The sequence below is a fragment of the Microbacterium sp. CJ77 genome (genome assembly GCF_002911615.1).
Lineage (GTDB): Bacteria > Actinomycetota > Actinomycetes > Actinomycetales > Microbacteriaceae > Microbacterium.
In genome coordinates, this window is record NZ_PQBR01000006.1 from 558,070 (window position 1) to 582,844 (window position 24,775).

Consider the following 24,775-nt stretch of genomic DNA (forward strand, 5'->3'; position numbering starts at 1 on the left):
GCGTTACCGTAGGGGGGTGAGTACGGGTGGGTCGAACCAGGGTCGCGGGCCGCTCTACCGTCTGTACACCGGGCGCCTGCGCCGGAGTCTGCGCGATGATCCCGTCCCGCGCCACGTCGCGATGATGATCGATGGAAACCGTCGCTGGGCGCGTCAGCTCGGATACGATTCCGCGGCACACGGTCATCGCGCCGGGGCCGCGAAGATGCGTGAGTTCCTCACCTGGTGCGACGACGTCGGGGTGCGGGTCGTGTCGCTCTACCTGCTCTCGCACGACAATCTCGCCAAGCGCGAGTCCCGTGAACTCGCCGACCTGCTCGAGATCATCGCCGAGTTGGCGGATGAGCTCTCGCGCGAGCGCGACTGGCGGGTTCAGCATGTGGGGCGCTCCGAAAACCTGCCACCGGACCTCGCTCGCGTTCTGCACGAGGCGAGCGAGCGCACGCGCGACAACACCGGGATGCACGTGAATCTCGCGGTGGGTTACGGCGGACGAAGCGAGATCGTGGATGCCGTACGCAGCATCATCGCGAAGCACGATCAGAGCGGCGGCTCGTTGGAAGAGCTGGCCGCCAGCCTCACCCCCGAGCAGATCGGCGAGCACCTGTACACGGGTGGGCAGCCCGATCCGGACCTGGTGATCCGCACATCGGGAGAGCAGCGACTCAGCGACTTCCTCCTCTGGCAGAGCGCCCACAGCGAGTTCTACTTCGTCGAGGCGCTCGGCCCCGATCTGCGCGAGGTCGACTTCTTGCGCGCGATCCGCGACTACGCCCGGAGAGAGCGCAGATTCGGTAGCTGACCTGCCCCGCTCCGGGCATGGCAGAATGGGTCGGTGGCAACCATCGAGGATTACGCGGCGTCGTTCGACCTCGAACCGGGATATCTGGACTGGGCGTCGTTCGGGCCGCTCTCGCCGACGGTTCGGCAAGAGAACATCGCAGACCTCGAACTGCTCGCGACGGGGCGTCGCTCGAGCATCGACAACGTGGTGGAGCACGCGGCATCCGCACGCTCGCTCGTGGCCGAACTCCTCGGCGCCGTCGAAGAGAACGTGACGCTTCAGCCATCCACGACCCACGGACTCATGCAGGCGGTCTTCGGTGTCACCGGGGGGCTGCTCGTCTCGCGCGCCGAATACCCGAGCCTGACCGTCGCCGCCACCCGCGCGCACGAGGCACTGCACGTCGTCGAGCCGCAGTGGATCGATCCGCCCGCCGGGTATGTCACGCCCGAGGTCGTTCGCGACAACATCACGTCGTCCACGGCGGCGGTCGCGGTCAGCCTGGTCGACTTCCGCACGGGCTATCGCGCCGACCTCGCGGGTATCCGCGACGTCATCGGTGATCGACTGCTGATCGTCGATGCGGTGCAGGGATTCGGCGTCGTTGGTGCCGATTACCAGGCCGCCGATGTCGTCTGCGGCAACGGGTACAAATGGCTCCGCGCCGGACGCGGCACGGGTTTCGCGTGGTTCAGCGACCGGGCGCTCGCCGAGCTGACGCCCGTGTTCTCGGGTGCGACGGGGACGGACGTCGCGCTGCCGATCGACGAGGTGCCCCCCGCATCCGCCGGCGCGAACGCGTTCACGGTGAGCGTGCCCGACCACATCGCCGCGGCACGGCTGTCGGCGTCGCTGCGCGAGATCATCGACACCGGCGTCGATCAGATCGAAGAGGCGATGGCGACCCGTACCCGTGAGGTTCTCTTCCTCGCGGAACGCTACGACATCCCGACACTGACTCCCCGCGAAGCCGTGCACCGTGCGGGAATCGTCACGCTCGCGCCGCCGGCGCAGGATGTCGCGGCCCTCGCGGCCTCGCTCGCGAACCACGGCGTCACCTGCACGACGCGCAGCGGTGCGGTGCGCATCGCGCCGCACGTCGGCACCGCGGCGGACAGCATGGTGATGCTCGGTGACGCGCTCGCCGACTTCGCGCACGCACGCACCTGGTAGCCGCGCGGAATTAACGCGGACGTAACCTGCGTCGAGGCGTGTCGATTCGCGACCCGGCGAGTCCCGGTCGTACGTTCATCTCATCGGGCAAGTAGCCCGGTCGAGTCGGCCACCAGAGTGCGACTCGCTACCTCACGGTGGTCGACTTTGCGGATGCCGGGTATGAACCCGGGTCGGGAGCAGGTTGTGACCACAGGGGCAGCACGCCAGCAGGACACGCTTTCCAGCAGCGCGACGATCACACACGACACGAGCTTCGAGCGTGCCGACTCGATCGAGTCGGATTCCGCTCTACGCACCTACGTGCTCGATACGTCCGTGCTGCTGTCGGATCCACGGGCGTACTTCCGATTCGCCGAACACAACGTCGTGATTCCCGTCGTCGTCATCACCGAGCTCGAGGGTAAGCGGCACGACCCCGAGATCGGGTACTTCGCACGTCAGGCTCTCCGTCACCTCGATGAACTCCGTATCGAACACGGACGCCTGGACTTCCCCGTCCCGGTCGGCACGGACGGCACGTTGCGCGTCGAGCTCAACAACACCGACCCGACGGTCCTGCCCTCGGGGATGCGTCTCGCCGACAACGACAGTCGCATCCTCGCCATCGCGATGCACCTCGCGCAGGACGGCCAGCACGTCACGGTCGTCTCGAAGGACCTCCCCATGCGCGTGAAGGCCGCGTCGCTGGGCATCCAGGCCGAGGAGTACCTCGCCGAGCAGGCCGTGGACTCGGGATGGACCGGGATCGCGGCGATCGATCTCTCCGGCGACGAGCTGAGCGACCTGTACGAGAGCGAGGTCGGCAGCCACGACACGGTCACCGGACTGCCGATCAACACCGGCCTGATCATCCACTCCGAACGCGGATCGGCGCTCGGACGCATGACGGGCCCGTCGGAGTTCCGCCTCGTCCGCGGCGATCGCGAAGTGTTCGGTCTGCACGGGCGCTCGGCCGAGCAGCGGATCGCGATCGACCTGCTGCTGGACCCCGAGGTCGGCATCGTCTCGCTCGGCGGCCGGGCCGGTACCGGCAAGTCCGCGCTGGCCCTCTGCGCCGGACTCGAATCGGTACTGGAACGCCAGCAGCAGAAGAAGATCATCGTGTTCCGGCCGCTGTTCGCCGTCGGCGGCCAGGAGCTCGGCTACCTTCCCGGCGACCAGGCCGAGAAGATGAACCCCTGGGGGCAGGCCGTCTTCGACACCCTCGGGTCGGTCGTATCGGGCAACGTCCTGGAAGAGGTCGTCGAGCGGGGCCTGCTCGAGGTGATGCCTCTCACCCACATCCGCGGGCGGTCGCTCCACGATGCGTTCGTGATCGTGGACGAGGCGCAGTCGCTCGAGCGCAACGTTCTGCTCACCGTCCTCAGTCGCATGGGCCAGAACTCGCGGGTGGTCCTCACGCACGATGTCGGGCAGCGGGACAACCTGCGCGTCGGCCGCCACGACGGCGTCGCGTCTGTCATCGAGACGCTCAAGGGGCACTCGTTGTTCGGCCACGTCACGCTATCGCGGTCCGAGCGCTCCGAGATCGCCGCCCTCGTGACAGACCTGCTGGAAGCCGGCGAACTGGCGTAAACGCGACGAGGCGGGGAGGGCGGATGTATTCATCGTCATGAGAGAATTCTCATCGCCTTCCTCGCCTCTTCACATTCCCGCTGGTCATAGTTGTGGGAGAGAAATGAATACTCCCGCGAGAGCGGGTCGATGATCCGCCAAAAATCCCCCCAGTTTGTGGCTGATGATCGACATGCCAGCCAGCCCTATCCCGACGGGCGTGGTTGACGATCGAGGCGTAAGTCCCCCAGATAACCCGCCTCAGCCCCCGGTGCATCCCCCCAAGCGCCGGGGGCTTCACCTTTCCCCGGGCATGCTCCCGGCGGCTTACTCCCAGCGGTAGCCGGCGCCGCGAACGGTCGCGATGTGCTCCGCGCCGAACTTGCTGCGCAGGTATCGCACGTACACGTCGACAACGTTCGAACCCGGATCGAAGTCCAGGCCCCACACGCGGCTCAGGAGCTGCTCGCGGCTGAGAACCTGTCCGGGGTGGCGCAGAAACTGCTCGGCGAGGGCGAACTCGCGAGCCGACAGATCGAACTCCCGGCCCGCGGCGCGAGCGCGGCGGGTCAGCGGGTCCAGGCTGATGTCGCCGTAGACGACGCCGATCGAGCCCGTGTTGACGTTCTCGCGCAGACGGGAGCGGACGCGGGCGAGAAGTTCGTCGAACTTGAAGGGCTTCGCGACGTAGTCGTTGGCCCCCGCATCGAGACCCTGAACCGTATCGCGGGTGCTGCTCCGCGCCGTCAGCATGACGACGGGCACGTTCGCCCCCTGCCCACGCAGGTGGCGGAGAACCTCGAAGCCGTCCATACCGGGGAGTCCGACATCGAGCAGGACGAGGTCGACATCGCCGCTCAGGGCGAACTCGAGGGCGGAGTCGCCGCTCTCGACGATCGTCGTCGTATAGCCGGCGGATTCGAGTCCACGGCTCACGAACGCGGAAATGCGCGGTTCGTCCTCCGCGATCAGAATGTGCGTCACCCCGTTGCCTCCCTCTGCAACACCACGTCCCCGGCCCGGACGGGGGATGGCAGCGTCTCGCTGCGTCCCTGCGTGATGGGCAGGGTGATCGTGAAAGTCGCGCCGCCGCCTTCGGTGTCGGTGACGGCGCATGTCCCCAGATGTGCCTTCGCAATCGCATCGACGATCGCGAGGCCCAGTCCCGATCCCCCCACTGTACGGTGATCCGCACGGGCGAAGCGATGAAAGATCCTGCGACGAGCGGCTGGGGGAATGCCGGGGCCGTGATCCCGTACCCACAGGTGCACGGACGCGATGTCGAGGGTGCTGCCGATTTCGATCGGCGAACCCTGCGGGGTGTACTTCGCGGCGTTGTCGGCGAGCTGAAGCCACGCCTGCAAGAGACGGTCGTAGTCGCCCTCGATGACGCCCCGCGCGATGGCCGCGACACTCCAGCTGTGACCGGGGAAACCGCCCACCAGGTCGCCCATCCGCTCGGTGAGCTCGCGCACGTCGACCAGAGAGATCTCGAACTGGTCACCCTCCGCGGACGAGAGCAGGTCGATGTCTTCGACGAGACGCGTCATCCGGTCGAGCTCGGCGATCCCGATGTCACGGGTGCTGGCGACGTCGGCCGGGTTCTCGACATCCATCATCTCGAGGTGCCCGCGCACGATCGTGATCGGCGTCTTCAGCTCGTGCCGGACGTCGTCGAGCAGCTGACGCTGGTTGTCCATCGACCCCTCGAGCCTGTCGAGCATGGAGTTGACGGTGCGGCTGAGATCCGAGATGTCGTCGTTTCCGTCCGCCGGAATGCGCGCTCGCAGGTCCGTCGGCGTGATCGAGTCTGCCGTCTCGCGCATGCGACGGATGGGGGAGAGGATGCGTCCGGCGACGAACCATCCAACGATCCCGATCGCGGCCAGTGTGGCGAGGGCGGCCGCCGTGTATGTCACGAGCGAAAGCGTCACCGGCTCGAGTTCGCGCGTGACATCGACGGCGCGGATGTAGACCCCGGAATGATCGTCTCCGGGCAGGTTGACGGGGACGGCGATGTAGCGCACGTCGGTCGAGCCGATCCGCGCGCTCGCGATCACGGCGGGATCGGCCGGTCGTGCCGTCGCAACGGCCTCCGCGACGAAGTCCGGGTCGTCGGCGATCTGCTGGCTCAGGGTGTTCGCGCTCCGGAAGGCGATCCTGCCGTCGATGACCGCGATGGACGCCTCGTTGCGACCCGGGATGAGGCGCAACACCGCCGCGCGCAGGTACGCCTCGAGGTCGGTGAACTCATCGGGGGTGTCTTGCGCGCTCGTCACCGCACCGCCTTCGACGACGACACGAAGCTCATCCACCTGATCGAGTGCTTCGATCTGCGAGATCAGACGTTCGTCGATGTCGGTGAGGGTGCGATCCCTCTGCGCGAGGAACGTCACCCCGCCGACGATCGTGAGCCCGAGTGCGGCGACCGCGAGGATGGCGCCGACGATCAACGCCCTCGCCGGGATCGGCCGTCGCTCGCGGGTCATGCGCTTATTATCCGACTCCGCGGCACGTCGATGTGCAGGGGGAGGCGAGCTCTCATCCGGGGTGGGTCATCGAGAGCAGATCGAGCTTCTCGTCGAGCTGCTCTTCGGTGATCTCTCCACGCGAGACGTAGCCGAGGTCCACGACGGCCTCGCGAACGGTGATGCCCTTCGCGACCGAGTGCTTCGCGATCTTGGCCGCGGCCTCGTATCCGACGATCTTGTTCAGCGGCGTCACGATCGAGGGCGACATCCCGGCGAACGCTGCGGCACGCTCGAGGTTGGCCTCGAGGCCGGCGATCGTCTTGTCGGCGAGCACGCGCATCGTGTTCGCGAGGAGCCGGATCGACTCGAGCAGCGCGGTGCCCATGACGGGGATCGCGACGTTGAGCTCGAACGAACCCGAGGCACCCGCCCAGGCGATCGTCGCATCGTTGCCGATGACCCGGGCGCACACCATGAGCGTCGCCTCGGGGATCACCGGGTTGACCTTGCCCGGCATGATCGAGGATCCCGGCTGCAGGTCGGGGATGTGCAGTTCGCCGAGACCGGTGTTGGGGCCCGACCCCATCCAGCGCAGGTCGTTGGTGATCTTCGTCAGCGACACCGCGATCGTGCGGAGCGCCCCGGATGCCTCGACCAGTGCGTCACGGTTGGCCTGTGCCTCGAAGTGGTCGACCGCTTCGGTGATGGGCAGACCGGTCTCGCTCACGAGCAGCTCGAGCACCTTCTGCGGGAACCCGACCGGGGTGTTGATGCCCGTGCCCACGGCGGTGCCGCCGAGCGGCACCTCGGCCACGTGCGGGACGACGGCCTGGACGCGCTCGATGCCGAGGCGGATCTGGCGGGCGTATCCGCCGAACTCCTGACCGAGCGTGACGGGTGTCGCATCCATCAGGTGCGTGCGGCCGGACTTGACCGCGCCCTTCCAGAGGTCGGCCTTCGCCTCGAGCGCGACGGCCAGGTAGTCGAGCGCCGGAATCAGATCGTTCAGGAGTTCCTCTGTGACGGCGACGTGCACCGATGTCGGGAAGACGTCGTTGGACGACTGCGAGGCGTTCACGTGATCGTTCGGGTGCACGGCCGAGCCGAGCGAACGGCTGGCGAGGGTGGCGAGCACCTCGTTCATGTTCATGTTCGTCGATGTGCCGCTACCGGTCTGGTAGACGTCGATCGGGAACTGGTCCGCGGCACCGCCGCCGATGACCTCATCCGCCGCGGCGGCGATCGCATCCGCGATCGCCGCGTCGAGCGTGCCGAGCTGCTTATTGGCGAGCGCCGCCGCCTTCTTGATACGCGCGAGCGCGATCAGCTGCGCGGGGTCGAGGCTGTCGCCCGAGATGGGGAAGTTCTCCACCGCACGCTGCGTCTGCGCGCCGTACAGGGCGGCCGCGGGAACCCGCACCTCGCCCATGGTGTCGTGCTCGATGCGGTACTCGATGCCAGCTGCGGTGTCAGTCACTTCGTTGTTCCTCCGGGGTCTCAGGCGTCCGCGTCCATCGCGGCGCCCAGCAGGATGTCGGGCACGGCCGTGCCCTCGGCAAGACGATAGTTCGCACCCACGATGGCCAGGCGGCCCTCGGCGACGGCGTCGCTGATCAGCTCGGACGTGCGCAACAGCTCGGTGACGGTGGCGCGCAGGTGCTCGCGGCCCACAGCCTCGGCGTCGATCGTCGCGGGTGTCACGCCTTCGGCGGCTCCGGCCGAGAGAACGCGGCGTGCGGCGGGCACGATCGGGGCGATCTGGCGCCACACCTGCGCGGGGAGGGCGGGTGCATCGATGCCCGTGCTGTCGATCGCGGCGCGCACGGCTCCGCACTCGTCGTGCGCGAGAACGATGATCAGGGGAACCTCGAGCACCGCGACCGCGTACTCGAGGCTGCCGACGACGGAATCCGAGATGACCTGGCCGGCGTTCCGCACGACGAACAGGTCGCCGAGGCCCTTGTCGAAGATGATCTCGGCAGCCAGTCGCGAGTCCGAGCAGCCGAAGAGCGCCGCGCGTGGCTTCTGAGCCGCGGCGGTCTGGTGCCGGCGTTCGACATCCTGGCGCGGATGCCGGGGCTCGCCCGCGACGAAGCGCGCGTTGCCGCGCAGCATCTCGGCCCAGGCGCGTGCGGGGGTCGGGGTATCGCTCATCGGGTGGCTCCCTGGAGTTCTTTCACGTCCGAGGCAACGATCGCTGCCAGTTCGGCGGTCTGCTCGGGAGTCGCGGCTCCGTAGAGCAGCACGTAGTCGGAACCCGCTTGGGTTCCGAGTGCGTAGGAGATGTTCGCCGTGCGGCTCGGGTCGGCCGGCTCGAAGACGTCCCACTCGACGCCGTCGATCTGGAGGGTGTCCGCCGGTGCGGAGCCCGCCAGCGCACTCCGCGCCCAGACCTCGTCGGTGTCGAACGCCTGCGCGAACCGGATGAAACCCTCATCGTCGGGTACGTACGCGATGGACCACGACGACGAACCGCCGTCCGATGACACCTCGGCCGCGTTCACCCGCCAGTCCGAGGGCACGGCGGGCACGATGACGGTGCGCCCGAGACTCTCGCCGGCCTGCGCAGCGATCGGGGCCGGGTCGATGCCCTCGCGCTCGGGCAGTTCGCCGCGCGGGACGCCGAAGATCACGATGAAGACGACCGCGACCGTGACGATGATCGCGGCGATCAGATTGCGGAACGTCTGGCTGGAGCGGTAGATGCGGGATGACTCGGCCTTGCGGGCCGCTGTCTCGTCGGGGGTCTCGGGGCGCCCCAGCTCGGCGACCACCCGCTGTGTCGTACGCGGGGACACTACGCGTCACCCCCGGCCGCCGGTGCGTCGGTGGACGCGGATGCCGCATCCAGGCGCTGTTTCGCGCCGAGCAGCCAGTCCTCGCACCGACGGGCGAGCGCTTCTCCGCGCTCCCAGAGCCGCAGGGATTCTTCGAGCGTCGCCGAGCCCTGCTCCAGCCGGGCGACGACCTGCTGCAGCTCGTCGCGGGCCTGCTCGAAAGAGAGCGCGGCGATGTCGGCTGCCTGCTCGGTCATGTCTTCATCCTATGGCGCGCGCTCACGCCTCCACCTCGCCCCGCGAGGTCGCGGCGAACCGGCCGCGGGCCACGGTGACCCGGGCCTCAGCGCCCTTCGGTGCGCTCGCCGCATCGCGAACGATCTCACCCGCGACCTCGACGATCGCGTATCCACGATCGAGGGTGTGCTGAGGGCTGAGAGCGCGGAGCCCGGCGCGCAGCTCCGCCACGTCGGTCGTGCCACGGGCGAGTGCCCGGGTCGTTGCCGCGCGACCGCGGGCGATGTGCTGTTCGATCGAGGACGCCCGGTCGTGCAGCATCCGTTCGGGGTGGCGGAGCACGGGGCGTGAGCGGAGCTGCTCGAGGTGCACGCCCTCGTGGTGCAGCTTCTGGGCGAGGCGCGCGGCGAGGCGGCCTCGGACCTGACGGACGATGGCGATCTGTTCGGCGACATCGGGGACGATGCGTTTGGCCGCGTCGGTCGGAGTGGAGGCGCGCAGGTCCGCCACCTCGTCGAGCAGCGGACGATCCGCGTCGTGCCCGATGGCGCTCACGACGGGGGTTCGCGCTTCGGCGACGGCGCGCAGCAGCCGCTCGTCGCTGAAGCCGAGCAAGTCCTGGAAGTCACCACCGCCGCGCGCGATCACGATCACGTCGACGGCCGGGTCGTCGTCGAGTCTGCGCAGTGCCGCCAGCACGGAGGGGACGCACTGGTCGCCCTGCACCGTCGCGTGCTCGACCCGGAAGTTCACATGGGGCCAGCGCAGCTCGGCGTTACGCAGCACGTCTTTCTCGGCATCCGAATTCTTCGCCGTGATGAGCCCGACCAGATGCGGCAGGAAGGGCAGTCGACGTTTTCGCTCGGGATCGAACAGTCCCTCGGCGCGAAGCTTCGACCGCAGGCGCTCGAGGTTCTCGAGCAGATCACCGAGGCCCACGTGCCGGGCCGACGAGACGTTGTACGACAGGTCACCGGACTTGACGCGATACTCGGGTTTGGCGCACACGATGATGTGGTCGCCCGGCTTGATGTCCTTCGGCAGTCGATCGCGCACGCGGGACCAGATGGTGAGCGAGATCATGGCGTCGCCCTCGAGGTCGCGCAGGCGGGCGAACGTGCCGACGTTGCGGACGTTCCACTCCGTCACCTCGCCCTCGATCCAGGGCGAGCCGAGTTTGGCGACGTAGTCGCGCACGACCGTGCCGAGCGCGGCGACGGAGCACGGATGGTCGGGGCTCGAGTCGCGCGGATGCACGGGGCCGCCTGGCGGCGCGAATGCCGGTCCCGTCCCGCCGAGCGGCGTCATCGCGGTTCCGCCGAGCGGTGTCGAAGCGTCCGTCATCTGGGTCCTCCCGGCCGGGGCGCAGGATGGCCCCCGTAGAATCGAGGAGTGAGCACCCCCGTCGTCCGCATGCCCCTGCCCCGAGTACCGGGCCGCGCGGGGCGTCTTCAGGATATCCCGGTCGAAGGACACAAGAGGGTGCTGCTGGCCGCACCCCGTGGATACTGCGCGGGTGTGGATAGAGCCGTGATCGCGGTCGAGAAGGCTCTCGAGCGCTTCGGCGCCCCCGTGTACGTGCGCAAGCAGATCGTCCACAACGTCCACGTCGTCACCGAGTTGGAATCCCAGGGCGCGATCTTCGTCGATGAGGTCGATGAGGTTCCCCCGGGCGCTCACATCGTCTTCAGCGCACACGGGGTCTCGCCCGCCGTCGTGTCCGCGGCCGCCGATCGGGGCCTGCAGGCGATCGACGCGACGTGCCCCCTCGTCACCAAGGTGCACCGCGAGGCCGTGCGCTTCGCCCGTGACGACTTCGAGATCCTGCTGATCGGCCACGAGGGCCACGAAGAGGTGGAGGGCACCGCGGGCGAAGCGCCCGAACACGTGACGCTCGTCGGGTCGCCGGAAGAGGCGGACACGATCGAGGTGCGCGACCCGTCCAAGGTCGTGTGGCTCTCGCAGACGACGCTCTCGGTCGACGAGACGATGGAAACCGTCCGGCGCCTGCGCACCCGCTTCCCGCAGCTGCAGGACCCGCCCTCGGACGACATCTGCTACGCCACGCAGAACCGCCAGGTCGCGATCAAGAAGGTCGCGCGCGGCGCGGACCTCGTGATCGTCGTGGGTTCGGCCAACTCCTCCAACAGCGTGCGCCTGGTCGAGGTCGCCCTCGAACACGGCGCGAAGGCCGCCTACCGCGTGGACTACGCGGACGAGATGCGCCAGGAATGGTTCGACGGCGTCGAGACGGTCGGCGTCACGAGCGGCGCATCCGTCCCCGAAGTCCTCGTCGACCAGGTGCTCGCCGATCTGGCGGGCGCGGGGTACCGCGACGTCGAACAGGTGAAGACGGCCGAAGAGGACCTGATCTTCTCGCTCCCCAAAGAGCTGCGCCACGATTCGTCGGGCCAGCGCGATGAGCGCGCGCTCGGCGGCCGGGGGGCCACCGCGTGAGCACCCCCGTGCCCGACCGTCCCGCGCGTCCGGCGTACGGCGAATACGCCACGCCCGAAGAGCAGCGCGCGCGCATCCAGCAACCGGATGCCACCGCAGCCCTGTCGTCCGGCCAGTCGCTGGATGCCCCGGCCGCACCGGTTCCGCCCGCCCCACCGTATGGAACGGTCGGCCCGGCGCAGCACCCGGCACCGCCGCCGCTGCAGCCGGGTGCTCCGCCGCCCGTCGTGCCCTCGGCATCCGGTCCCGCGCGCCCGGTCGGTCGCCCGAACATGATCGACCGGGTCGTGACGTTCGGTCTGCTCGGCTACGGACTGTTCAACGTTCTGACGTCGATCCCCGCGTTCACGAACTACGCGACGTACGCCAACACGGTGCTGGGCGTCATGGGTGTCGATGCAGAGTTCGCGGGCGGCGGGCGCGGATGGGGTCTCGCCGCCGCATTCGTCCTCGGCCTCGGGTGGTTGCTGACCGCCACGCTGACGTGGCTGAATCTGCGACGGGGCCGCATCACCTGGTGGATTCCGCTCGTCGGTGGTGTCGTCTTCACCCTCATCACGAGCGTGCTGCTGATGGTGCCGCTGTTCAGTGACCCGACGATCTGGAACGCCCTGGTCGGCTCGGTCCGCTGAGTCGGCTGACCCCCCTCGAGGCCCCACCCCGGCGACTCGATGTCCCACTTTCTGGGGTGTGTGTCCCACTTTCTCTCGGTAACAGGGCGGCATACAGCTGAAAAGTGGGACAGGGTCTGCAGGGGTGTCCCATTTCGGCTCGGTTGAGGGTGCCGCATCGTTGAGCATTCGGGACATCGGTGGATGGTTTCCATACGATGGGCGGATGGCTCGCCTTCTCGCTGTCTGCGTCGTTCATCAACTGCTGCCCGAGGCGGGCAGTGCGGGCGTGACGGCCATCGACAAGCGACCGGTCGCGCGCGGCGCGAAGGTCGGCCCCTTCGGCGTGCGCGGTGACGTGCAGGTCAATCGCAAGCACCACGGCGGGCTCGACAAGGCGCTGTACGCCTACGCGCAGGAAGACGCTGCGCACTGGGAACGGGAGCTTGACCGCGAGCTGCCGCCGGGATGGTTCGGCGAGAACCTGCGCACCGAGGGGATCGACGTCAACGCGGCGCGCATCGGCGAGGTCTGGCGCATCGGCGAGCGCGTCGAGGTCGCCGTGACGATGCCGCGGACCCCCTGCCAGACGTTCGCTCGGTGGCTCGGCGGAGCCGACGAGCGGGGCTGGGTCAAGCGGTTCGCCGCAGAGCGCCGTCTGGGTCCTTACCTGCGCGTCGTGCGCGGGGGCGTCGTGCGTCCAGGGGACGAGATCGTCGTCGTCGATGTGCCCGAGGGCGCGCCGGGACTGCTCGACGACTTCCGCCCACCCGCGTAGAACGACGGATGCCCCGACCCCTGCTCTCGGACGAGCGCCGGGTCGAGGCATCCGTGATGCTGGTGGTGCTGAATCAGCCCTGCGACTTGCCCGCGGAACCGAGCTGCTGCGTCGCCTCGACGACGCGCGCGGCCATCGCCGTCTCGGCGACCTTGCCCCAGGCGCGGGGGTCGTAGACCTTCTTGTTTCCGACCTCGCCGTCGACCTTCAGGACACCGTCGTAGTTGCTGAACATGAAGCCCGCGACGGAGCGCGTGAACGCGTACTGCGTGTCGGTGTCGATGTTCATCTTGATGACACCGTTCGACACCGCGAGCGCGATCTCTTCCGACGTCGAGCCCGATCCGCCGTGGAAGACGAGGTCGAGCGGCTTGGGTCCGGTGCCGAACTTCGCCGCGATGCCCGCCTGGATCTCGCCGAGCAGCTCGGGACGAAGCTTGACGTTGCCCGGCTTGTAGACGCCGTGCACGTTGCCGAAGGTCAGAGCGGCGATGTAACGGCCGTTCTCGCCGAGGCCGAGGGCCTCGACGGCCTTGGTCACATCGGCGACGGTCGTGTAGAGGGCCTCGTTCGATCCCTCGTGCTTGACGCCGTCCTCTTCGCCGCCGACGACGCCGATCTCGACCTCGAGGATCGCGTTGATGTTCTTCATGCGGGGCAGCAGCTCCGCGGCGATCTCGATGTTCTCGTCGAGCGGCACGGCCGAGCCGTCCCACATGTGGGACTGGAAGATCGGGTTGCGCCCGGCCTTGACCTCTTCTTCGGAGGCTTCGATCAGGGGCAGGACGAAACCGGGAAGGGCTTCCTTCGGGCAGTGGTCGGTGTGCAGCGCGACCGTGATCGGGTAGCTCTTGGCGACCTCGTGGACGAAGCGGGCGAACGCGAGAGCGCCCGTCGCGCGGGCCTTGACGGTCTGGCCGGCGAAGTAGTCCGCACCGCCCGTGGTGACCTGGAGGATGCCGTCGGACCCGGCCTCGGTCAGGCCCTGCAGGACGGCGTTGATCGTCTGCGAACTCGAGACGTTGATGGCGGGGTATGCGAAGCCTCCGGCCTTCGCTCGATCCAACATGTCGGCGTACTGCTCGGGGGTGGCGACGGGCATCGAGGTGCTCCTTAGGAATCGGGAGTGTGCGGCTCTCACAGATCGGGAGGGTGCGTGTTCACTCTAGCGAAGCGCGCCGCGTGAGCCACCGGGTGCGGGCGTCGCGCCGACTCCGTTTGCCGCATCGGAAAGAAGCGCGATTCCTTCGCCGTCGGGGCCGGCGAAACCCGGTTCGGGGGCGGAGGGGTGTCGTTAGGCTGACGACATGGTCAGCATCACCGGCGACATGAGCCCGCTTCATCCCGATCGAAACCTCGCACTCGAACTCGTTCGTGCGACCGAAGCGGCTTCCATCCGGGCGGTGCCATTCATCGGACGCGGCGACAAGCTCGCCGCCGACGCCGCGGCGGTCGATGCCATGCGGGCGTTCTTCACGACGGTGAACTTCGACGGCGTGATCGTCATCGGCGAGGGCGAGAAGGACGAGGCGCCCATGCTGTTCAACGGCGAGAGGGTCGGCAACGGCCGGGGGCCCCAGTGCGACGTCGCCGTCGACCCGATCGACGGCACGTCTCTCACCGCCGCCGGTCGCCAGAATGCCCTGTCGGTCATCGCCGTCTCGGACCGCGGAACGATGCTGGATGCTTCGTCGGTCTTCTACATGGACAAGCTCGTCACTGGCCCCGCCGGCGTCGGCGTGGTCGACATCCGTCTGCCCGTCGGCGAGAACATCCGGCTGTTGTCGAAGGCGCTCGGCAAGCCCATCGACGAAATGGTCGTGTCGGTACTGAATCGCCCGCGTCACGAGCAGCTCATCGCGGATATCCGTGCCGCGGGTGCGGGCACGCGACTGATGTCGGACGGCGATGTCGCGGGCGGTATCAACGCCGCGCGCCACAACGCGCGCACGGACATGTGCGTCGGCATCGGCGGCAGCCCGGAGGGGATCGTCACGGCGTGCGCCATCAAGGCGCTCGGCGGGCACATCCAGGGGCGACTGTGGCCGCGCGACGACGTCGAGAAGCAGAAGGGCGCGGACGCCGGTCTGAGGACCGACGGCTATGTCTACGAGGCCAACGAGCTCGTCACCGGCGACAACACGATCTTCGTCGCGACGGGCGTGACGGACGGTCAGCTCGTCGCCGGGGTGCGGCGCGAGGGCGACTTCATCTACAGCGAGAGCGTCGTCCTGCGCGGCCGTTCCGGAACGCTGCGTCGCATCACCTCGGAGCACCTGACGTCCAAGTGGCTCTGATCTGCTGACGCTCTGATCCTCTGGGACGCGGATCTCTGAGCGGTCTACGCACGGCCTTTTCAGCGCAGCGGTGGGCGCCGGATGGTTCCGCACGTTTGCGTAACGGCGCGCGGCGTCACCATGCCTTCACGGGACGGTCTGGCAGAATGGGGCGTGCCAGTCAGCGTTGACGGTGGTCGATCCACAGCAAACACGGGACGGTTCCGCATGACTTCACAGAGCGCTCACACGGGTGCGCATCCCGTAACCGGGGCGCAGGCCGTCGTCGCCGACGCCATCGACCCCGCCCGCCGCCAGGACGTCCTGCTTCGTGTCCGCCGCGAAGAGGGGCACGAGGTGAGCCCCTGGTGGTTGATCGGCGCCTTTGTCGTCGTCTCGGGCACGGTCGTGGCCCTCATGAGCCTCATTCCCGGCGGAGGGTCCTGAGCCGATCCCGTAGCTCGCCGACGTCGGCGAGGGCGATCGGAGGGGTGATTCCGGGGGCAGCGGTGTTCGCGGCCAGGATCCCGGCCTCGGGCTCAGGAGCGTCGGCCGCGGATGATCCGTCCGACACACCGTCGTACCACTCGTCGGTCGGTTCCTCGGTGCCGGACGCGTCGTGGTCGTGGTCGTAGGCATCGTCGTCCGCGATCGACTCCACGAGTTCTGCCGCCGTCAGCGATCGCGGAGACGTCGTGATCGCTGACGCTTCGGGCAGCAGCCGCGTGTCGTCGATCCCCGGGAACTGACGTGCCGTTGCCAGGACGCGCGTCTCGAGCGAGCCGGCGAACTTGTTGTAGCTCTCGACGGTGCGCTCGATCGCGCGGCGCAGCGAGTCGGCGTGACCGGCAAGCGCGCCGAGGCGCTGATACAGGGTCGACCCGAGCTCGAACAGTCGCTTGGCTTCGGCCGAGACATCCTGTTGCGTCCACGAGAATGCGACCGTCTTGAGCACGGCCCAGAGGTTGACCGGGGACGCCAGGGCGACCCGGCGCGAGAACGCGTAGTCGAGCAGCGTCGGGTCTTCGTCGAGCGCCGTCGCGAGCAACGACTCGTTCGGGATGAAACAGATGACGAATTCGGGGCTCGACTCGACGCCCGTCCAGTAGGCCTTCTTCGCGAGCGCGTCGACGTGCGCGCGCACGGCTCGCACATGTCGCTGCAGGAGCGCCTGACGTCGTTCGGCCTGCTCGCCGATCGCGGTGATCGGGATCGCGGATGCCTCGAGGTACGCATCGAGCGGAACCTTCGCGTCGACCGGCACCGACGCGCCCCCGGGGAGGCGGATCACCATGTCGGGTCGGCCGGTTCCGGCATCCGTCGTCACCGAGGTCTGGATCGTGAAGTCGACGTGTCGGGTGAGGCCGGCGGCCTCGACGACGCGGCGGAGCGCCGTTTCGCCCCAGACGCCGCGAGTGCCGTTGGAGCGGAGCGCACCAGCCAGGGACTCGGTCGTGCGCCGCAGTTGCTCGTCCGACTCGAGCGACTGGCGCAGCTGAGCCGCGATCGCGCCGTACTGGGCCCCGCGTTCGCGCTCGAGGTCGGTCACCTGCCGCTGCATCCGATCGAGCGAGTCCTGCACGGGCGCGAGGGCGCGCAGCACGGCCTGGTCGCGTCGTTCCCGCTCGGCACGCTCGGCATCGGCCCCGCGCTGCAGTTGGAGTTGCTCGCGCAAACCCGCGACGAGCGACTCGGCGCCCGTGGCGCGGGCACGAAGCGCTGCCAGATCGGTCTGCGAGCGAGACCCACGCGCGAGCCACCCGACGAGGGCGCCGATGACGAGTGCCGCGAGAGCCAGAGGAAGGATCAGGATGTCCATGGGCTCATCGTCGCAGGGGGGTGCGACATCGGCCGGGCCCGCTCAGGCGACGGCGGCTTGGAGCGCCATAGGCGCGAACGTCGGCCCGGCCGAGACGGGGGCCGGGCCCGCTGCCTCGAGTCGTCCGACCTTGATGCCCGCCAGCTCGGCCAGGTGTGAAACATCCGTTGCTCCGGATCGCCGCGCGGTGTCGATGACGATGTGCGCACAGGCCTCGGCGTCTGCCGTCGCGTCGTGGTGGGCGAAGTCCGTGAAGCCGGCCTCGGCCGCGGCCAGCGGCAGCCGATAGGAGTCCAGCACGTACGACTTGCGCGCCAGCTGCAGCGTGCACAGGTAGCGGTACGGCGGGCATTCGTCGCCCGTCGCGGCGCAAGCCCGGCGCAGCACGTTCATGTCGAACCCGGCGTTATGGGCGACGAGCACGTCGGCACCGGCGAAGGCGCACAGGGCGTCGAGCTGGTGGGTCCACCCGGCAGCGCCCGCGACATCCTCGACGCGGATGCCGTGGATCCGGGTGTTGAACGGGTTGAACTCGTCGTGGCCTGCGGGCGGCCGGATCAGCCACCCGGCTTTCGCGACCACGCGGCCGGCGCGGACGCGCACCAGACCGACGGCGCAGGCGGATGCGGGGCTGGAATTGGCCGTCTCGAAGTCGATGGCGGTGAAATCCAGGGGCACGACCCCACCCTCGCGCGGCCGGAGGCGACGGCGGGGGAGGCGCGCCGTGTTCGGCGGGCAGACCCGGCGTGGTCGTCTGTCGCGTGGCCAGCGGGATAGCGAGAGGCGGGCGAACACCACGAAGGTGCGATGGGGCGCGTGAGCGCCGGTGCGGCGCCGTGGGACGCTCCGGGCTCGGTAGCTCCTTCCGGATGTCCGCTGGTCGAGTCCGTCCCGGTGCGACAGCGCGGGTCGCCGATGCCCCAAGCAGCCCCACGTAGGCTCGCCCCATGACCGATCGCGAACAGATGTCGACGTCGTTCGGGCGGGCCGCCGCTACCTACGAGGCCGGGCGCCCCGAGTACCCCGCCGAAGCGGTGGAGTGGATGCTCGAACCCGTCGAATCGCGCACGCCGCTCGAGGTCGCGGATGTGGGCGCCGGGACCGGCAAGCTCACCCGCGCCGTGCTCGCGACGGGCGCCGAGGTCGTGGCGATCGATCCCGATCCTGCGATGCTCGAGCAGCTCCGCGCCGGACTCTCGGAGGTGCGGACCGTCGAGGGCACGGCGGAACGGATGCCTCTGCCCGATGCATCCGTCGACGCCGTCGTGCTCGGCCAGGCGTGGCACTGGGTCGATCCCGGCGCAGGGTCCACCGAGATCGGCCGTGTGCTTCGACCCGGCGGCGTGCTCGGCCTGATCTGGAACATCCGCGACGAGGGCGTGCCGTGGGTCGCGCGGCTGACCGAGATCATGCACGGCAGCAACGCCGAGCAGCTCATCGCCGACGGCGGTCCCCGGGTCGCCGCGCCGTTCGCGGGGCTCGAGCGCCGCGAGCGGGCGTGGTCGCGACGGATGTCGCGCGAGACCCTCCTCGAGATGGTGCGCTCCCGGAGCTACGTCATCACGGCCGAGCCGGCCGACCGCGCCCGCATCGAACGGCAGGTCCTCGCGCACATCGCCGCGCACCCGTCACCCGCCGCCGACGGATCGATCGAGATGCCGTACGTGACGCACGCGTTCCGGGCCGTTCGCGGCGCCTGACGCAGAGCGCCCGGAGGAAGCGCCCGGCGCACCGCCGTAGACTCGATGCCCGTGGCTCTCACTATCGGCATCGTCGGCCTGCCCAACGTCGGCAAGTCCACCCTCTTCAACGCCCTGACCCAGAACGACGTGCTCGCGGCGAACTACCCGTTCGCGACGATCGAGCCGAACGTCGGGGTCGTGAACCTTCCCGACCCGCGGCTGACCAAGCTCGCCGAGATCTTCGGCAGCGAGCGGATCCTGCCCGCGACGGTGTCGTTCGTCGACATCGCCGGCATCGTCCGCGGCGCGAGCGAGGGGGAGGGCCTGGGCAACCAGTTCCTCGCGAACATCCGTGAGGCCGACGCGATCGCGCAGGTCGTGCGCGGCTTCACCGACGACGACGTCGTGCACGTCGAGGGCGCCGTCAACCCGAAGAACGACCTCGAGACGATCAACGCCGAGCTCATGCTCGCCGATCTGCAGACGCTCGAGAAGGCGATTCCGCGCCTCGAGAAAGAGGTCAAGGGCAAGAAGGCCGACCCGGCCGTGCTCGAAGCGGCGGTCGCGGCGAAGGACGCTCTGGAACGCGGCGTCCTGCTTTCGCACTCGGGCCTCGACCTCGCGGCGATCAAGGAACTCGGGCTGATGACATCGAAGCCGTACATCTACGTCTTCAACGTCGACGAGGCTGTGCTGACGGATGCCGCACGCCTCGCCGAACTCGAAGCCCTCGTCGCCCCGGCCCGCGCCGTCTTCCTCGACGCGAAGATCGAGTCCGAACTGATCGGCCTCGACCCCGAGGACGCGGCGGAGCTGCTGGCCTCGACGGGTCAGGATGAGTCGGGCATCGACCAGCTCGCCCGCATCGGCTTCGACACGCTCGGCCTGCAGACGTACCTGACGGCGGGGCCGAAGGAATCACGCGCCTGGACGATCGGCAAGGGCTGGAAGGCCCCGCAGGCGGCCGGTGTCATCCACACCGATTTCGAGAAGGGCTTCATCAAGGCCGAGGTCATCTCGTTCGACGACCTGGTTGCGACCGGCTCGGTGCTCGAGGCCCGTGCGAAGGGCAAGGCGCGGCTCGAGGGCAAGGACTACGTGATGCAGGACGGCGACGTCGTGGAGTTCCGCTTCAATAACTGAAGCTGACGCCCTCGCCGCCGCTTTCCGTCAGTTTCACCGCGGTGAGTGGCAACGGCGGATATGGCTTTCCACTCCTGCCGCTCGCCCTCACGCGGTAGCCTGCGACATGAGCAACGGCGAGCGACGGTCACCCGCGTACGAAGCCGGGCGCCGGGTGCGTGGGCGCCTGCCGCGACGAGGCCTGGCCGAACTCGTCCTCCCCGTCGACCGGGATCCGCTCGCCATCCTCGATGAACAGCATGCATCGAGACTGAAGGATCTCGTGCCCGTGCGAGTGGGACGGATGCTGCAATCGCCGTTCGCGTTCTATCGGGGCACGGCGGCGGTCATGGCCGCCGACCTGCGCGGTGCCCCCACCACCGACCTCGAGGTCGTCTCCTGCGGCGACGCCCACATCTCGAACTTCGGTTTCTTCGCCTCGCCCGAACGCGCGCTCGTGTTCGACCTCAACGACTTTGACGAAGGCGGCGTCGCGCCGTGGGAGTGGGACGTGCGCCGGCTCACCGCGAGCGTGCACATCAGCGGGCGCGACATCGGCTTGAGCGAGGACTCATGCCGCGCGGCCGCCTTCGCCGCGGCCGACGCGTACCGCGAGACGTTGCGTGAGTATTGTCGACTCTCCACGCGGGAGCGGTACTACACCCGGGTCGACATGTCCGCGGTCGCGCGTCACCTCGGGGAGAAAGGCGAGCGGACGGTCCGGAAAGCGGCGAAGAAAGCCCGTGCGCGCACGTCGGAGCGGCTCCTGCAGCGCCTGACGACGATCTCGGTGGACGGCGGCATCCGCATCGTCGACCAGCCTCCCGTCCTGCGCCACGTCGATCATGCGACGTTGGGTGAGGTCACAGACCTCTTCACCCAATACCGGGCCACCCTGCGCGAGGACATCGCGTTCCTGCTGGAGCAGTACCGCGTGGTCGACTTCGCCCTGCGGGTCGTCGGTGTCGGCAGCGTCGGCACGCGCTGTTACCTGATCGCGGTCGAGGGCCCCACCGGCGACATCCTGTTCCTGCAGGCCAAGGAGGCCCCGCCGTCAGTCCTGTCGACGTACGGGGGCCGGCGCTCGCTCATCCCGGGTCGCCCCGGCGTGACGGAGTTCATCGAGGGCCACCGTGTCGTCGCCGCCCAGCGGATCCTGCAGGCCAACTCCGACCTCTTCGTCGGGTGGATGCGGGGCTGGGCGGGCGACGTCGCGGACCGGTACCGGGTGGACTACTACTGGCGGCAGTTCCGCGACATGAAAGGATCGATCGAGCCGGACTCGCTCGACGCCGATCAATTCCGCTCGTACGGTGCGCTGTGCGCCGCGCTCCTGGCTCGGGCGCACGGGCAGTCCCCGGCCTCGGCCGCGATCGTGGGGTACCTCGGCGGATCAGACGAATTCGCCGAGGCGACGGCGACGTGGTCGGCCGCCTACGCCGATGTCGCCGAGGCCGACTTCGAGCTGGTGCGTAAAGCCGTCGCATCCGGCCGCCTCCCCGCAGAGACCGGCGTCTGAGCCGAGTTCGCGAACTCTTCCACTCAGAGGGCGGGGTCATCGGACTACGGTGGAACATACCCACGACGACCGCGTCATCGAAGGAGATCGAAATGGCCAAGACCGAGGAAGTTCTATCCCAAGGCGCCAAGGTTCTCGCTGAGGCCAAGGCCATTTCCGTGGGAGCAAAGGTGGGGCTCGCCGTGGTCGGCGTCGTTCAGCTGGCCTTCGCGTTCCTCGCCTTCTGGGACCTGGCCTGGCGCAACGAGAAGGACGTGGTCGGCCCGAAGCCCGTCTGGATCCCGGTCATCCTGGTCAACTGGATCGGCCCCGCCGCCTACTTCCTCTTCGGTATCCGCCACCGGCGCTGACGCCCACCGGCCGCGGGACCGTTCGCCGCCGCTCTCCGCGATATTCTGGGGAGTTGGACGTAGAGGAGCAACGACCATGACCGAGACCCAGATCTTCGAGCCCGATGGACGCGCGATCCCGTACGCCGCCGAGGGGGAGGGCCCTGCCCTCGTGCTGGTGCCCGGTCGGGCATCCGACATCGAGATGTTGGGTTCACTGGCGCACTCGGTCTCACAAGAGGACTTCCGAGTCGTTCGGATCGGGTTGCGGGCAGCCGCGGACGATACGGATGCCGTGGCCCCGTCGTTCCGTGAATTCGCACAGGACGTCGTGGATGTCATGGACCACCTCGGTATCGACGACGCCTGGGTCGGTGGCCACGCCTTCGGCGGTTCGATCGCCCGCCGGGTGTCGCTCGACCACCACGCGCGGGTGAACGGTGTCCTCCTGCTCGGCGTCGAGGCGGCCGACATGGCGCCCCCGCTCGCGGACGGGCTGCCCGTGCTCGTCGTGCAGGGGACCGAGGACGAGGTCACCCCGCCGCTCAACGGCGAGACGCTGCAGGCGACCGCACCCGGCCTCGTCAGCGTCGTGCCCATCGAGGGCGGCGGCCACATGTTCCCCGCAACCCATGTCGGCGCCACATCCTGGGCCATCGAGGACTACCTCGACTGGGACTGACCCTCAGCCGGGTCGGTGCGCGCCCACCACTGCGCGAGATGCGTCCCGGTCGCGCCGTCGCCCCGTGCGATCTCCCGGGGCGTCCCGGTCGCGACGACCCGTCCGCCGGCGTCGCCGCCGCCCGGTCCCATGTCGATGACCCAGTCGCTCGCCGCGATCACGGACTGGTCGTGCTCGACGAGCACGACCGAGTTGCCCGCATCCACCAGCTGCTGCAGCTGATCGAGCAACAGCTCGACGTCGGCGGGGTGCAGGCCCGAGGTCGGCTCGTCCAGCAGGTAGAGCGCATGGCCCCGGCGTGCGCGCTGCAGCTCGGTCGCGAGCTTGATGCGCTGCGCCTCGCCGCCGCTGAGCTCCGTCGCGGGCTGGCCGAGGCGCAGGTAGCCGAGCCCGACCTGGCGGAGCATCTCGAGGCTGCGGGACGCCCCCGCGACGTCCGAGAAGAACTCCGCGGCATCCGCGACGGTCATCCCCAGGACATCCGCGATCGACTGACCGCGATACGTCACCTCGAGCGTCTCGGCGTTGTACCGCGCGCCGTGACAGGTGTGGCAGGGCGCGTAGGTGCCGGGCAGGAACATCAGCTCGACCGAGACGAAACCCTCGCCCTGGCACGTCTCGCAGCGTCCGCCCGCGACGTTGAACGAGAACCGGCCCGCGCCGTAGCCGCGCGAGCGCGCCTCGTCGGTCGCGGCGAAGAGCTTGCGGACGACGTCGAACATCCCGGTGTAGGTCGCGAGGTTCGATCGCGGGGTGCGCCCGATCGGCTTCTGGTCGACCACGACGAGGCGATCGAACGCCTCCGCCCCCGACACCGCTTCGATGTCGACGTCGAACGTCGTCTCGTCGGGATCCTCGGGCGTCGCCCCGAGGCGGTCGCGCACGATCTGCGCGAGCACCTGCGTGACGAGCGTCGACTTGCCCGAACCCGAGACCCCCGTGACCGCGGTCATGACTCCGAGGGGGATGTCGGCGGATGCGTCGCGCAGATTGTGGCGGGTGACGCCCGTGAGATGCAGCCATCCGTGGGGCTTCCTGGGCTCGCGCTCTTCCGGCGCCGTCTCGGCGAAGAGGTAGCGTCCCGTGACGGAGCCCTCGGCCGCGCGGAGTCCGTCGACCGGCCCCGAGTAGACGACGTGTCCGCCGCCCTCGCCGGCCGCCGGCCCGATGTCGACAACCCAGTCGGCGCGACGGATGATGTCGAGGTCGTGCTCGACGACGAACAGCGAATTCCCCGAGTCCTTCAGGCGCTCCAGCACCCGCAGGAGCGGCTGCGCGTCGGCGGGATGCAGGCCCGCGGAGGGTTCGTCGAGCACGTACACGACGCCGAAGAGTCCGGAGCGCAGCTGCGTCGCGATGCGCAGGCGCTGCGCCTCGCCGGGCGAGAGGGTCGTGGAGTTGCGGCCGAGGCTCAGGTAGCCGAGGCCGAGATCGAGCAGCACCTCGACCCGCGAGATGACATCGGTGGCGATGCGATCCGCCGCCTCGCCGTCACCGGCGGCCGTCGCGGCATCCGCTCCCGCACGCAGCTCGGTCGCGAGCTCGGCGAACGGGATCGCGTTCATCTCGCCGATCGAACGCCCATTGAATGTCACGGCTCGGGCCTCGGGACGCAGGCCGCTGCCGCCGCATTCCGGGCACGGCATACTGCGGACGAAGCGCATGGCCTTCTCGCGCATCCGCTCGCTCTGCGACTGCCCGAGCACGTGCATGACGTGCGCCCGCGCGCTCCAGAACTTCCCGTAGTAGCCGTGGTCGACCCGTCCCTCTTCGGGCTCGATGAAGACGGAGGGCTGTTCGTCGGTGTACAGCAACCAGTCGCGATCCTTGCGGGGGAGCTTCCGCCACGGCTTGTGGATGTCGATGTCGAGTCCCCGCACGATGCTGCGCAGGTTCGCGCCCTGCCAGGCCCCGGGCCACGCGGCGATCGCCCCGTCGCGGATGCTGAGGCTGTCATCGGGTACGAGGAGGTCCTCGGTGACGTCGTGCACGGTTCCGAGACCGTGGCAGCGGGGGCAGGCGCCGGCGGCGGTGTTCGGCGAGAACGCCTCGGCCGACAGGTGCGACGCCCCCGCGGGATACGTCCCGGCGCGCGAATAGAGCATGCGGAGCAGGTTGGACAGCGTCGTGATCGTGCCGACCGTGGAGCGGGAGCTCGGCGCGCCCCGGCGCTGCTGCAGCGCGACGGCGGGCGGCAGACCCGTGATCTCGTCGACGTCGGGTGCGCCGACCTGGTTCAGCAGGCGCCGCGCGTACGGCGCGACCGACTCGAAGTAGCGCCGCTGCGCCTCGGCGTACAGCGTGCCGAATGCCAGCGAGGACTTGCCCGACCCGGAGACGCCGGTGAAGACCACCATGCAGTCGCGCGGGATATCGATCGCGACGTCCTTCAGGTTGTGCTCGCGGGCGCCGCGAACCCGCACCCAGCCGTCCAGATCGTCCCGTGTCATGTCATCGACGGTACGCGGGTGTGCTCGACCGCGCTGGGGGTTGCGTCACCG

The 24,775-nt window shown here is 69.0% G+C and carries 24 protein-coding genes; 13 read left to right on the forward strand and 11 right to left on the reverse strand.

From position 1 onward, the window contains the following. Positions 1-16: 16 nt before the first annotated feature. From C2868_RS03425 to C2868_RS03435, 3 genes are all read left to right on the forward strand, one after another. Complete coding sequence (locus C2868_RS03425; protein WP_100811468.1) at positions 17-802, forward strand: isoprenyl transferase; 786 nt, start codon at positions 17-19, stop codon at positions 800-802. Positions 803-835: 33 nt separating this feature from the next. Then, positions 836-1,957: an aminotransferase class V-fold PLP-dependent enzyme gene (locus tag C2868_RS03430; protein ID WP_100811467.1), complete on the forward strand. Its 1,122-nt coding sequence runs from the start codon at positions 836-838 to the stop codon at positions 1,955-1,957. A 186-nt stretch (positions 1,958-2,143) separates the two neighbouring features. Continuing rightward, complete coding sequence (locus C2868_RS03435) at positions 2,144-3,535, forward strand: PhoH family protein (protein ID WP_374935755.1); 1,392 nt, start codon at positions 2,144-2,146, stop codon at positions 3,533-3,535. A gap of 306 nt (positions 3,536-3,841) precedes the next feature. Here C2868_RS03435 and C2868_RS03440 read toward each other — a convergent pair whose 3' ends face one another. From C2868_RS03440 to xseA, 7 genes are read right to left on the reverse strand one after another with little or no spacing between them, the layout of a single operon-like run. Further along, complete coding sequence (locus C2868_RS03440) at positions 3,842-4,498, reverse strand: response regulator transcription factor (protein WP_100811466.1); 657 nt, start codon at positions 4,496-4,498, stop codon at positions 3,842-3,844. After that, on the reverse strand, positions 4,495-6,003 hold the full coding sequence (locus C2868_RS03445; RefSeq protein WP_100811465.1) for a cell wall metabolism sensor histidine kinase WalK: 1,509 nt from the start codon (positions 6,001-6,003) through the stop codon (positions 4,495-4,497). The genes C2868_RS03440 and C2868_RS03445 overlap by 4 nt, the downstream gene beginning before the upstream one ends. A gap of 52 nt (positions 6,004-6,055) precedes the next feature. Further along, positions 6,056-7,462 carry an aspartate ammonia-lyase gene (locus C2868_RS03450; RefSeq protein ID WP_100811464.1) on the reverse strand — a complete coding sequence of 469 codons (1,407 nt, stop codon included), beginning with the start codon at positions 7,460-7,462 and terminating at the stop codon, positions 6,056-6,058. Between the two features lie 20 nt (positions 7,463-7,482). Continuing rightward, positions 7,483-8,139, reverse strand: a complete 657-nt coding sequence (locus tag C2868_RS03455) for a carbonic anhydrase (protein ID WP_100811463.1) — start codon at positions 8,137-8,139, stop codon at positions 7,483-7,485. After that, positions 8,136-8,759: a DUF4245 domain-containing protein gene (locus tag C2868_RS03460; RefSeq protein WP_258034390.1), complete on the reverse strand. Its 624-nt coding sequence runs from the start codon at positions 8,757-8,759 to the stop codon at positions 8,136-8,138. The genes C2868_RS03455 and C2868_RS03460 overlap by 4 nt, the downstream gene beginning before the upstream one ends. 23 nt (positions 8,760-8,782) lie before the next feature. Then, positions 8,783-9,019 carry an exodeoxyribonuclease VII small subunit gene (locus C2868_RS03465; protein WP_100811461.1) on the reverse strand — a complete coding sequence of 79 codons (237 nt, stop codon included), beginning with the start codon at positions 9,017-9,019 and terminating at the stop codon, positions 8,783-8,785. Positions 9,020-9,041: 22 nt separating this feature from the next. Next, positions 9,042-10,343: an exodeoxyribonuclease VII large subunit gene (gene xseA, locus C2868_RS03470; RefSeq protein WP_232711256.1), complete on the reverse strand. Its 1,302-nt coding sequence runs from the start codon at positions 10,341-10,343 to the stop codon at positions 9,042-9,044. 69 nt (positions 10,344-10,412) lie between these two features. Between xseA and C2868_RS03475 the strand changes: the two genes are divergently transcribed. The 3 genes from C2868_RS03475 (at position 10,413) to C2868_RS03485 (ending at position 12,845) form a co-directional block, all read left to right on the forward strand. Further along, positions 10,413-11,456, forward strand: a complete 1,044-nt coding sequence (locus tag C2868_RS03475; RefSeq protein WP_100811663.1) for a 4-hydroxy-3-methylbut-2-enyl diphosphate reductase — start codon at positions 10,413-10,415, stop codon at positions 11,454-11,456. Next, a complete protein-coding gene (locus tag C2868_RS03480) occupies positions 11,453-12,088 on the forward strand; it encodes a DUF6264 family protein (RefSeq protein ID WP_232711255.1) in 636 nt (211 codons plus the stop codon). Before C2868_RS03475 ends, C2868_RS03480 begins: the two co-directional genes overlap by 4 nt. Positions 12,089-12,293: 205 nt before the next feature. After that, positions 12,294-12,845, forward strand: a complete 552-nt coding sequence (locus C2868_RS03485) for an MOSC domain-containing protein (protein ID WP_100811460.1) — start codon at positions 12,294-12,296, stop codon at positions 12,843-12,845. A 73-nt stretch (positions 12,846-12,918) separates the two neighbouring features. Here C2868_RS03485 and fbaA read toward each other — a convergent pair whose 3' ends face one another. Next, positions 12,919-13,947 carry a class II fructose-bisphosphate aldolase gene (fbaA, locus tag C2868_RS03490; RefSeq protein ID WP_100811459.1) on the reverse strand — a complete coding sequence of 343 codons (1,029 nt, stop codon included), beginning with the start codon at positions 13,945-13,947 and terminating at the stop codon, positions 12,919-12,921. 205 nt (positions 13,948-14,152) lie between these two features. Between fbaA and glpX the strand changes: the two genes are divergently transcribed. Continuing rightward, positions 14,153-15,142, forward strand: coding sequence for a class II fructose-bisphosphatase (gene glpX, locus C2868_RS03495; protein WP_100811458.1), 990 nt, complete (start codon positions 14,153-14,155; stop codon positions 15,140-15,142). Positions 15,143-15,349: 207 nt separating this feature from the next. After that, positions 15,350-15,568, forward strand: a complete 219-nt coding sequence (locus tag C2868_RS03500) for a UDP-N-acetylmuramyl pentapeptide phosphotransferase (RefSeq protein WP_100811457.1) — start codon at positions 15,350-15,352, stop codon at positions 15,566-15,568. Here C2868_RS03500 and C2868_RS03505 read toward each other — a convergent pair. Together C2868_RS03505 and C2868_RS03510 are read right to left on the reverse strand one after the other, a co-directional pair. Next, on the reverse strand, positions 15,546-16,940 hold the full coding sequence (locus C2868_RS03505) for a DNA recombination protein RmuC (protein WP_100811456.1): 1,395 nt from the start codon (positions 16,938-16,940) through the stop codon (positions 15,546-15,548). The two genes, C2868_RS03500 and C2868_RS03505, sit on opposite strands and share 23 nt — an antisense overlap. Before the next feature lie 42 nt (positions 16,941-16,982). Continuing rightward, complete coding sequence (locus C2868_RS03510; protein ID WP_100811455.1) at positions 16,983-17,618, reverse strand: 3'-5' exonuclease; 636 nt, start codon at positions 17,616-17,618, stop codon at positions 16,983-16,985. 269 nt (positions 17,619-17,887) lie between these two features. Between C2868_RS03510 and C2868_RS03515 the strand changes: the two genes are divergently transcribed. The 5 genes from C2868_RS03515 to C2868_RS03535 all read left to right on the forward strand — a co-directional run bounded on the left by C2868_RS03515 (position 17,888) and on the right by C2868_RS03535 (position 22,274). Then, positions 17,888-18,640: a class I SAM-dependent methyltransferase gene (locus C2868_RS03515; protein ID WP_100811454.1), complete on the forward strand. Its 753-nt coding sequence runs from the start codon at positions 17,888-17,890 to the stop codon at positions 18,638-18,640. Positions 18,641-18,691: 51 nt separating this feature from the next. Next, entirely contained in the window at positions 18,692-19,765 is a 1,074-nt protein-coding gene (ychF, locus tag C2868_RS03520) for a redox-regulated ATPase YchF (RefSeq protein WP_100811661.1), read from the forward strand. Positions 19,766-19,871: 106 nt separating this feature from the next. Beyond that, positions 19,872-21,263 carry a DUF2252 domain-containing protein gene (locus tag C2868_RS03525; protein ID WP_103662951.1) on the forward strand — a complete coding sequence of 464 codons (1,392 nt, stop codon included), beginning with the start codon at positions 19,872-19,874 and terminating at the stop codon, positions 21,261-21,263. 92 nt (positions 21,264-21,355) lie between these two features. Continuing rightward, positions 21,356-21,613, forward strand: coding sequence for a PLDc N-terminal domain-containing protein (locus tag C2868_RS03530; protein WP_100811452.1), 258 nt, complete (start codon positions 21,356-21,358; stop codon positions 21,611-21,613). Positions 21,614-21,689: 76 nt separating this feature from the next. Further along, on the forward strand, positions 21,690-22,274 hold the full coding sequence (locus C2868_RS03535) for an alpha/beta fold hydrolase (RefSeq protein WP_103662952.1): 585 nt from the start codon (positions 21,690-21,692) through the stop codon (positions 22,272-22,274). Here C2868_RS03535 and uvrA read toward each other — a convergent pair. Further along, positions 22,256-24,724, reverse strand: a complete 2,469-nt coding sequence (gene uvrA / locus C2868_RS03540; RefSeq protein ID WP_103662953.1) for an excinuclease ABC subunit UvrA — start codon at positions 24,722-24,724, stop codon at positions 22,256-22,258. The genes C2868_RS03535 and uvrA overlap by 19 nt on opposite strands. Positions 24,725-24,775: the final 51 nt, after the last annotated feature.

What these genes read in the sequence shown, in the direction of transcription:
- C2868_RS03465 (WP_100811461.1), bottom strand. Translation starts at nt 9,019, where the DNA reads ATGACCGAGCAGGCAGCCGACATCGCCGCGCTCTCTTTCGAGCAGGCC.
- C2868_RS03530 (WP_100811452.1), top strand. Translation starts at nt 21,356, where the DNA reads ATGGCCAAGACCGAGGAAGTTCTATCCCAAGGCGCCAAGGTTCTCGCT.
- C2868_RS03485 (WP_100811460.1), top strand. Translation starts at nt 12,294, where the DNA reads ATGGCTCGCCTTCTCGCTGTCTGCGTCGTTCATCAACTGCTGCCCGAG.
- C2868_RS03535 (WP_103662952.1), top strand. Translation starts at nt 21,690, where the DNA reads ATGACCGAGACCCAGATCTTCGAGCCCGATGGACGCGCGATCCCGTAC.
- C2868_RS03475 (WP_100811663.1), top strand. Translation starts at nt 10,413, where the DNA reads ATGCCCCTGCCCCGAGTACCGGGCCGCGCGGGGCGTCTTCAGGATATC.
- C2868_RS03500 (WP_100811457.1), top strand. Translation starts at nt 15,350, where the DNA reads ATGACTTCACAGAGCGCTCACACGGGTGCGCATCCCGTAACCGGGGCG.
- fbaA (WP_100811459.1), bottom strand. Translation starts at nt 13,947, where the DNA reads ATGCCCGTCGCCACCCCCGAGCAGTACGCCGACATGTTGGATCGAGCG.
- C2868_RS03445 (WP_100811465.1), bottom strand. Translation starts at nt 6,003, where the DNA reads ATGACCCGCGAGCGACGGCCGATCCCGGCGAGGGCGTTGATCGTCGGC.
- uvrA (WP_103662953.1), bottom strand. Translation starts at nt 24,724, where the DNA reads ATGACACGGGACGATCTGGACGGCTGGGTGCGGGTTCGCGGCGCCCGC.
- C2868_RS03525 (WP_103662951.1), top strand. Translation starts at nt 19,872, where the DNA reads ATGAGCAACGGCGAGCGACGGTCACCCGCGTACGAAGCCGGGCGCCGG.
- C2868_RS03505 (WP_100811456.1), bottom strand. Translation starts at nt 16,940, where the DNA reads ATGGACATCCTGATCCTTCCTCTGGCTCTCGCGGCACTCGTCATCGGC.
- C2868_RS03455 (WP_100811463.1), bottom strand. Translation starts at nt 8,139, where the DNA reads ATGAGCGATACCCCGACCCCCGCACGCGCCTGGGCCGAGATGCTGCGC.
- C2868_RS03515 (WP_100811454.1), top strand. Translation starts at nt 17,888, where the DNA reads ATGACCGATCGCGAACAGATGTCGACGTCGTTCGGGCGGGCCGCCGCT.
- xseA (WP_232711256.1), bottom strand. Translation starts at nt 10,343, where the DNA reads ATGACGGACGCTTCGACACCGCTCGGCGGAACCGCGATGACGCCGCTC.
- glpX (WP_100811458.1), top strand. Translation starts at nt 14,153, where the DNA reads ATGGTCAGCATCACCGGCGACATGAGCCCGCTTCATCCCGATCGAAAC.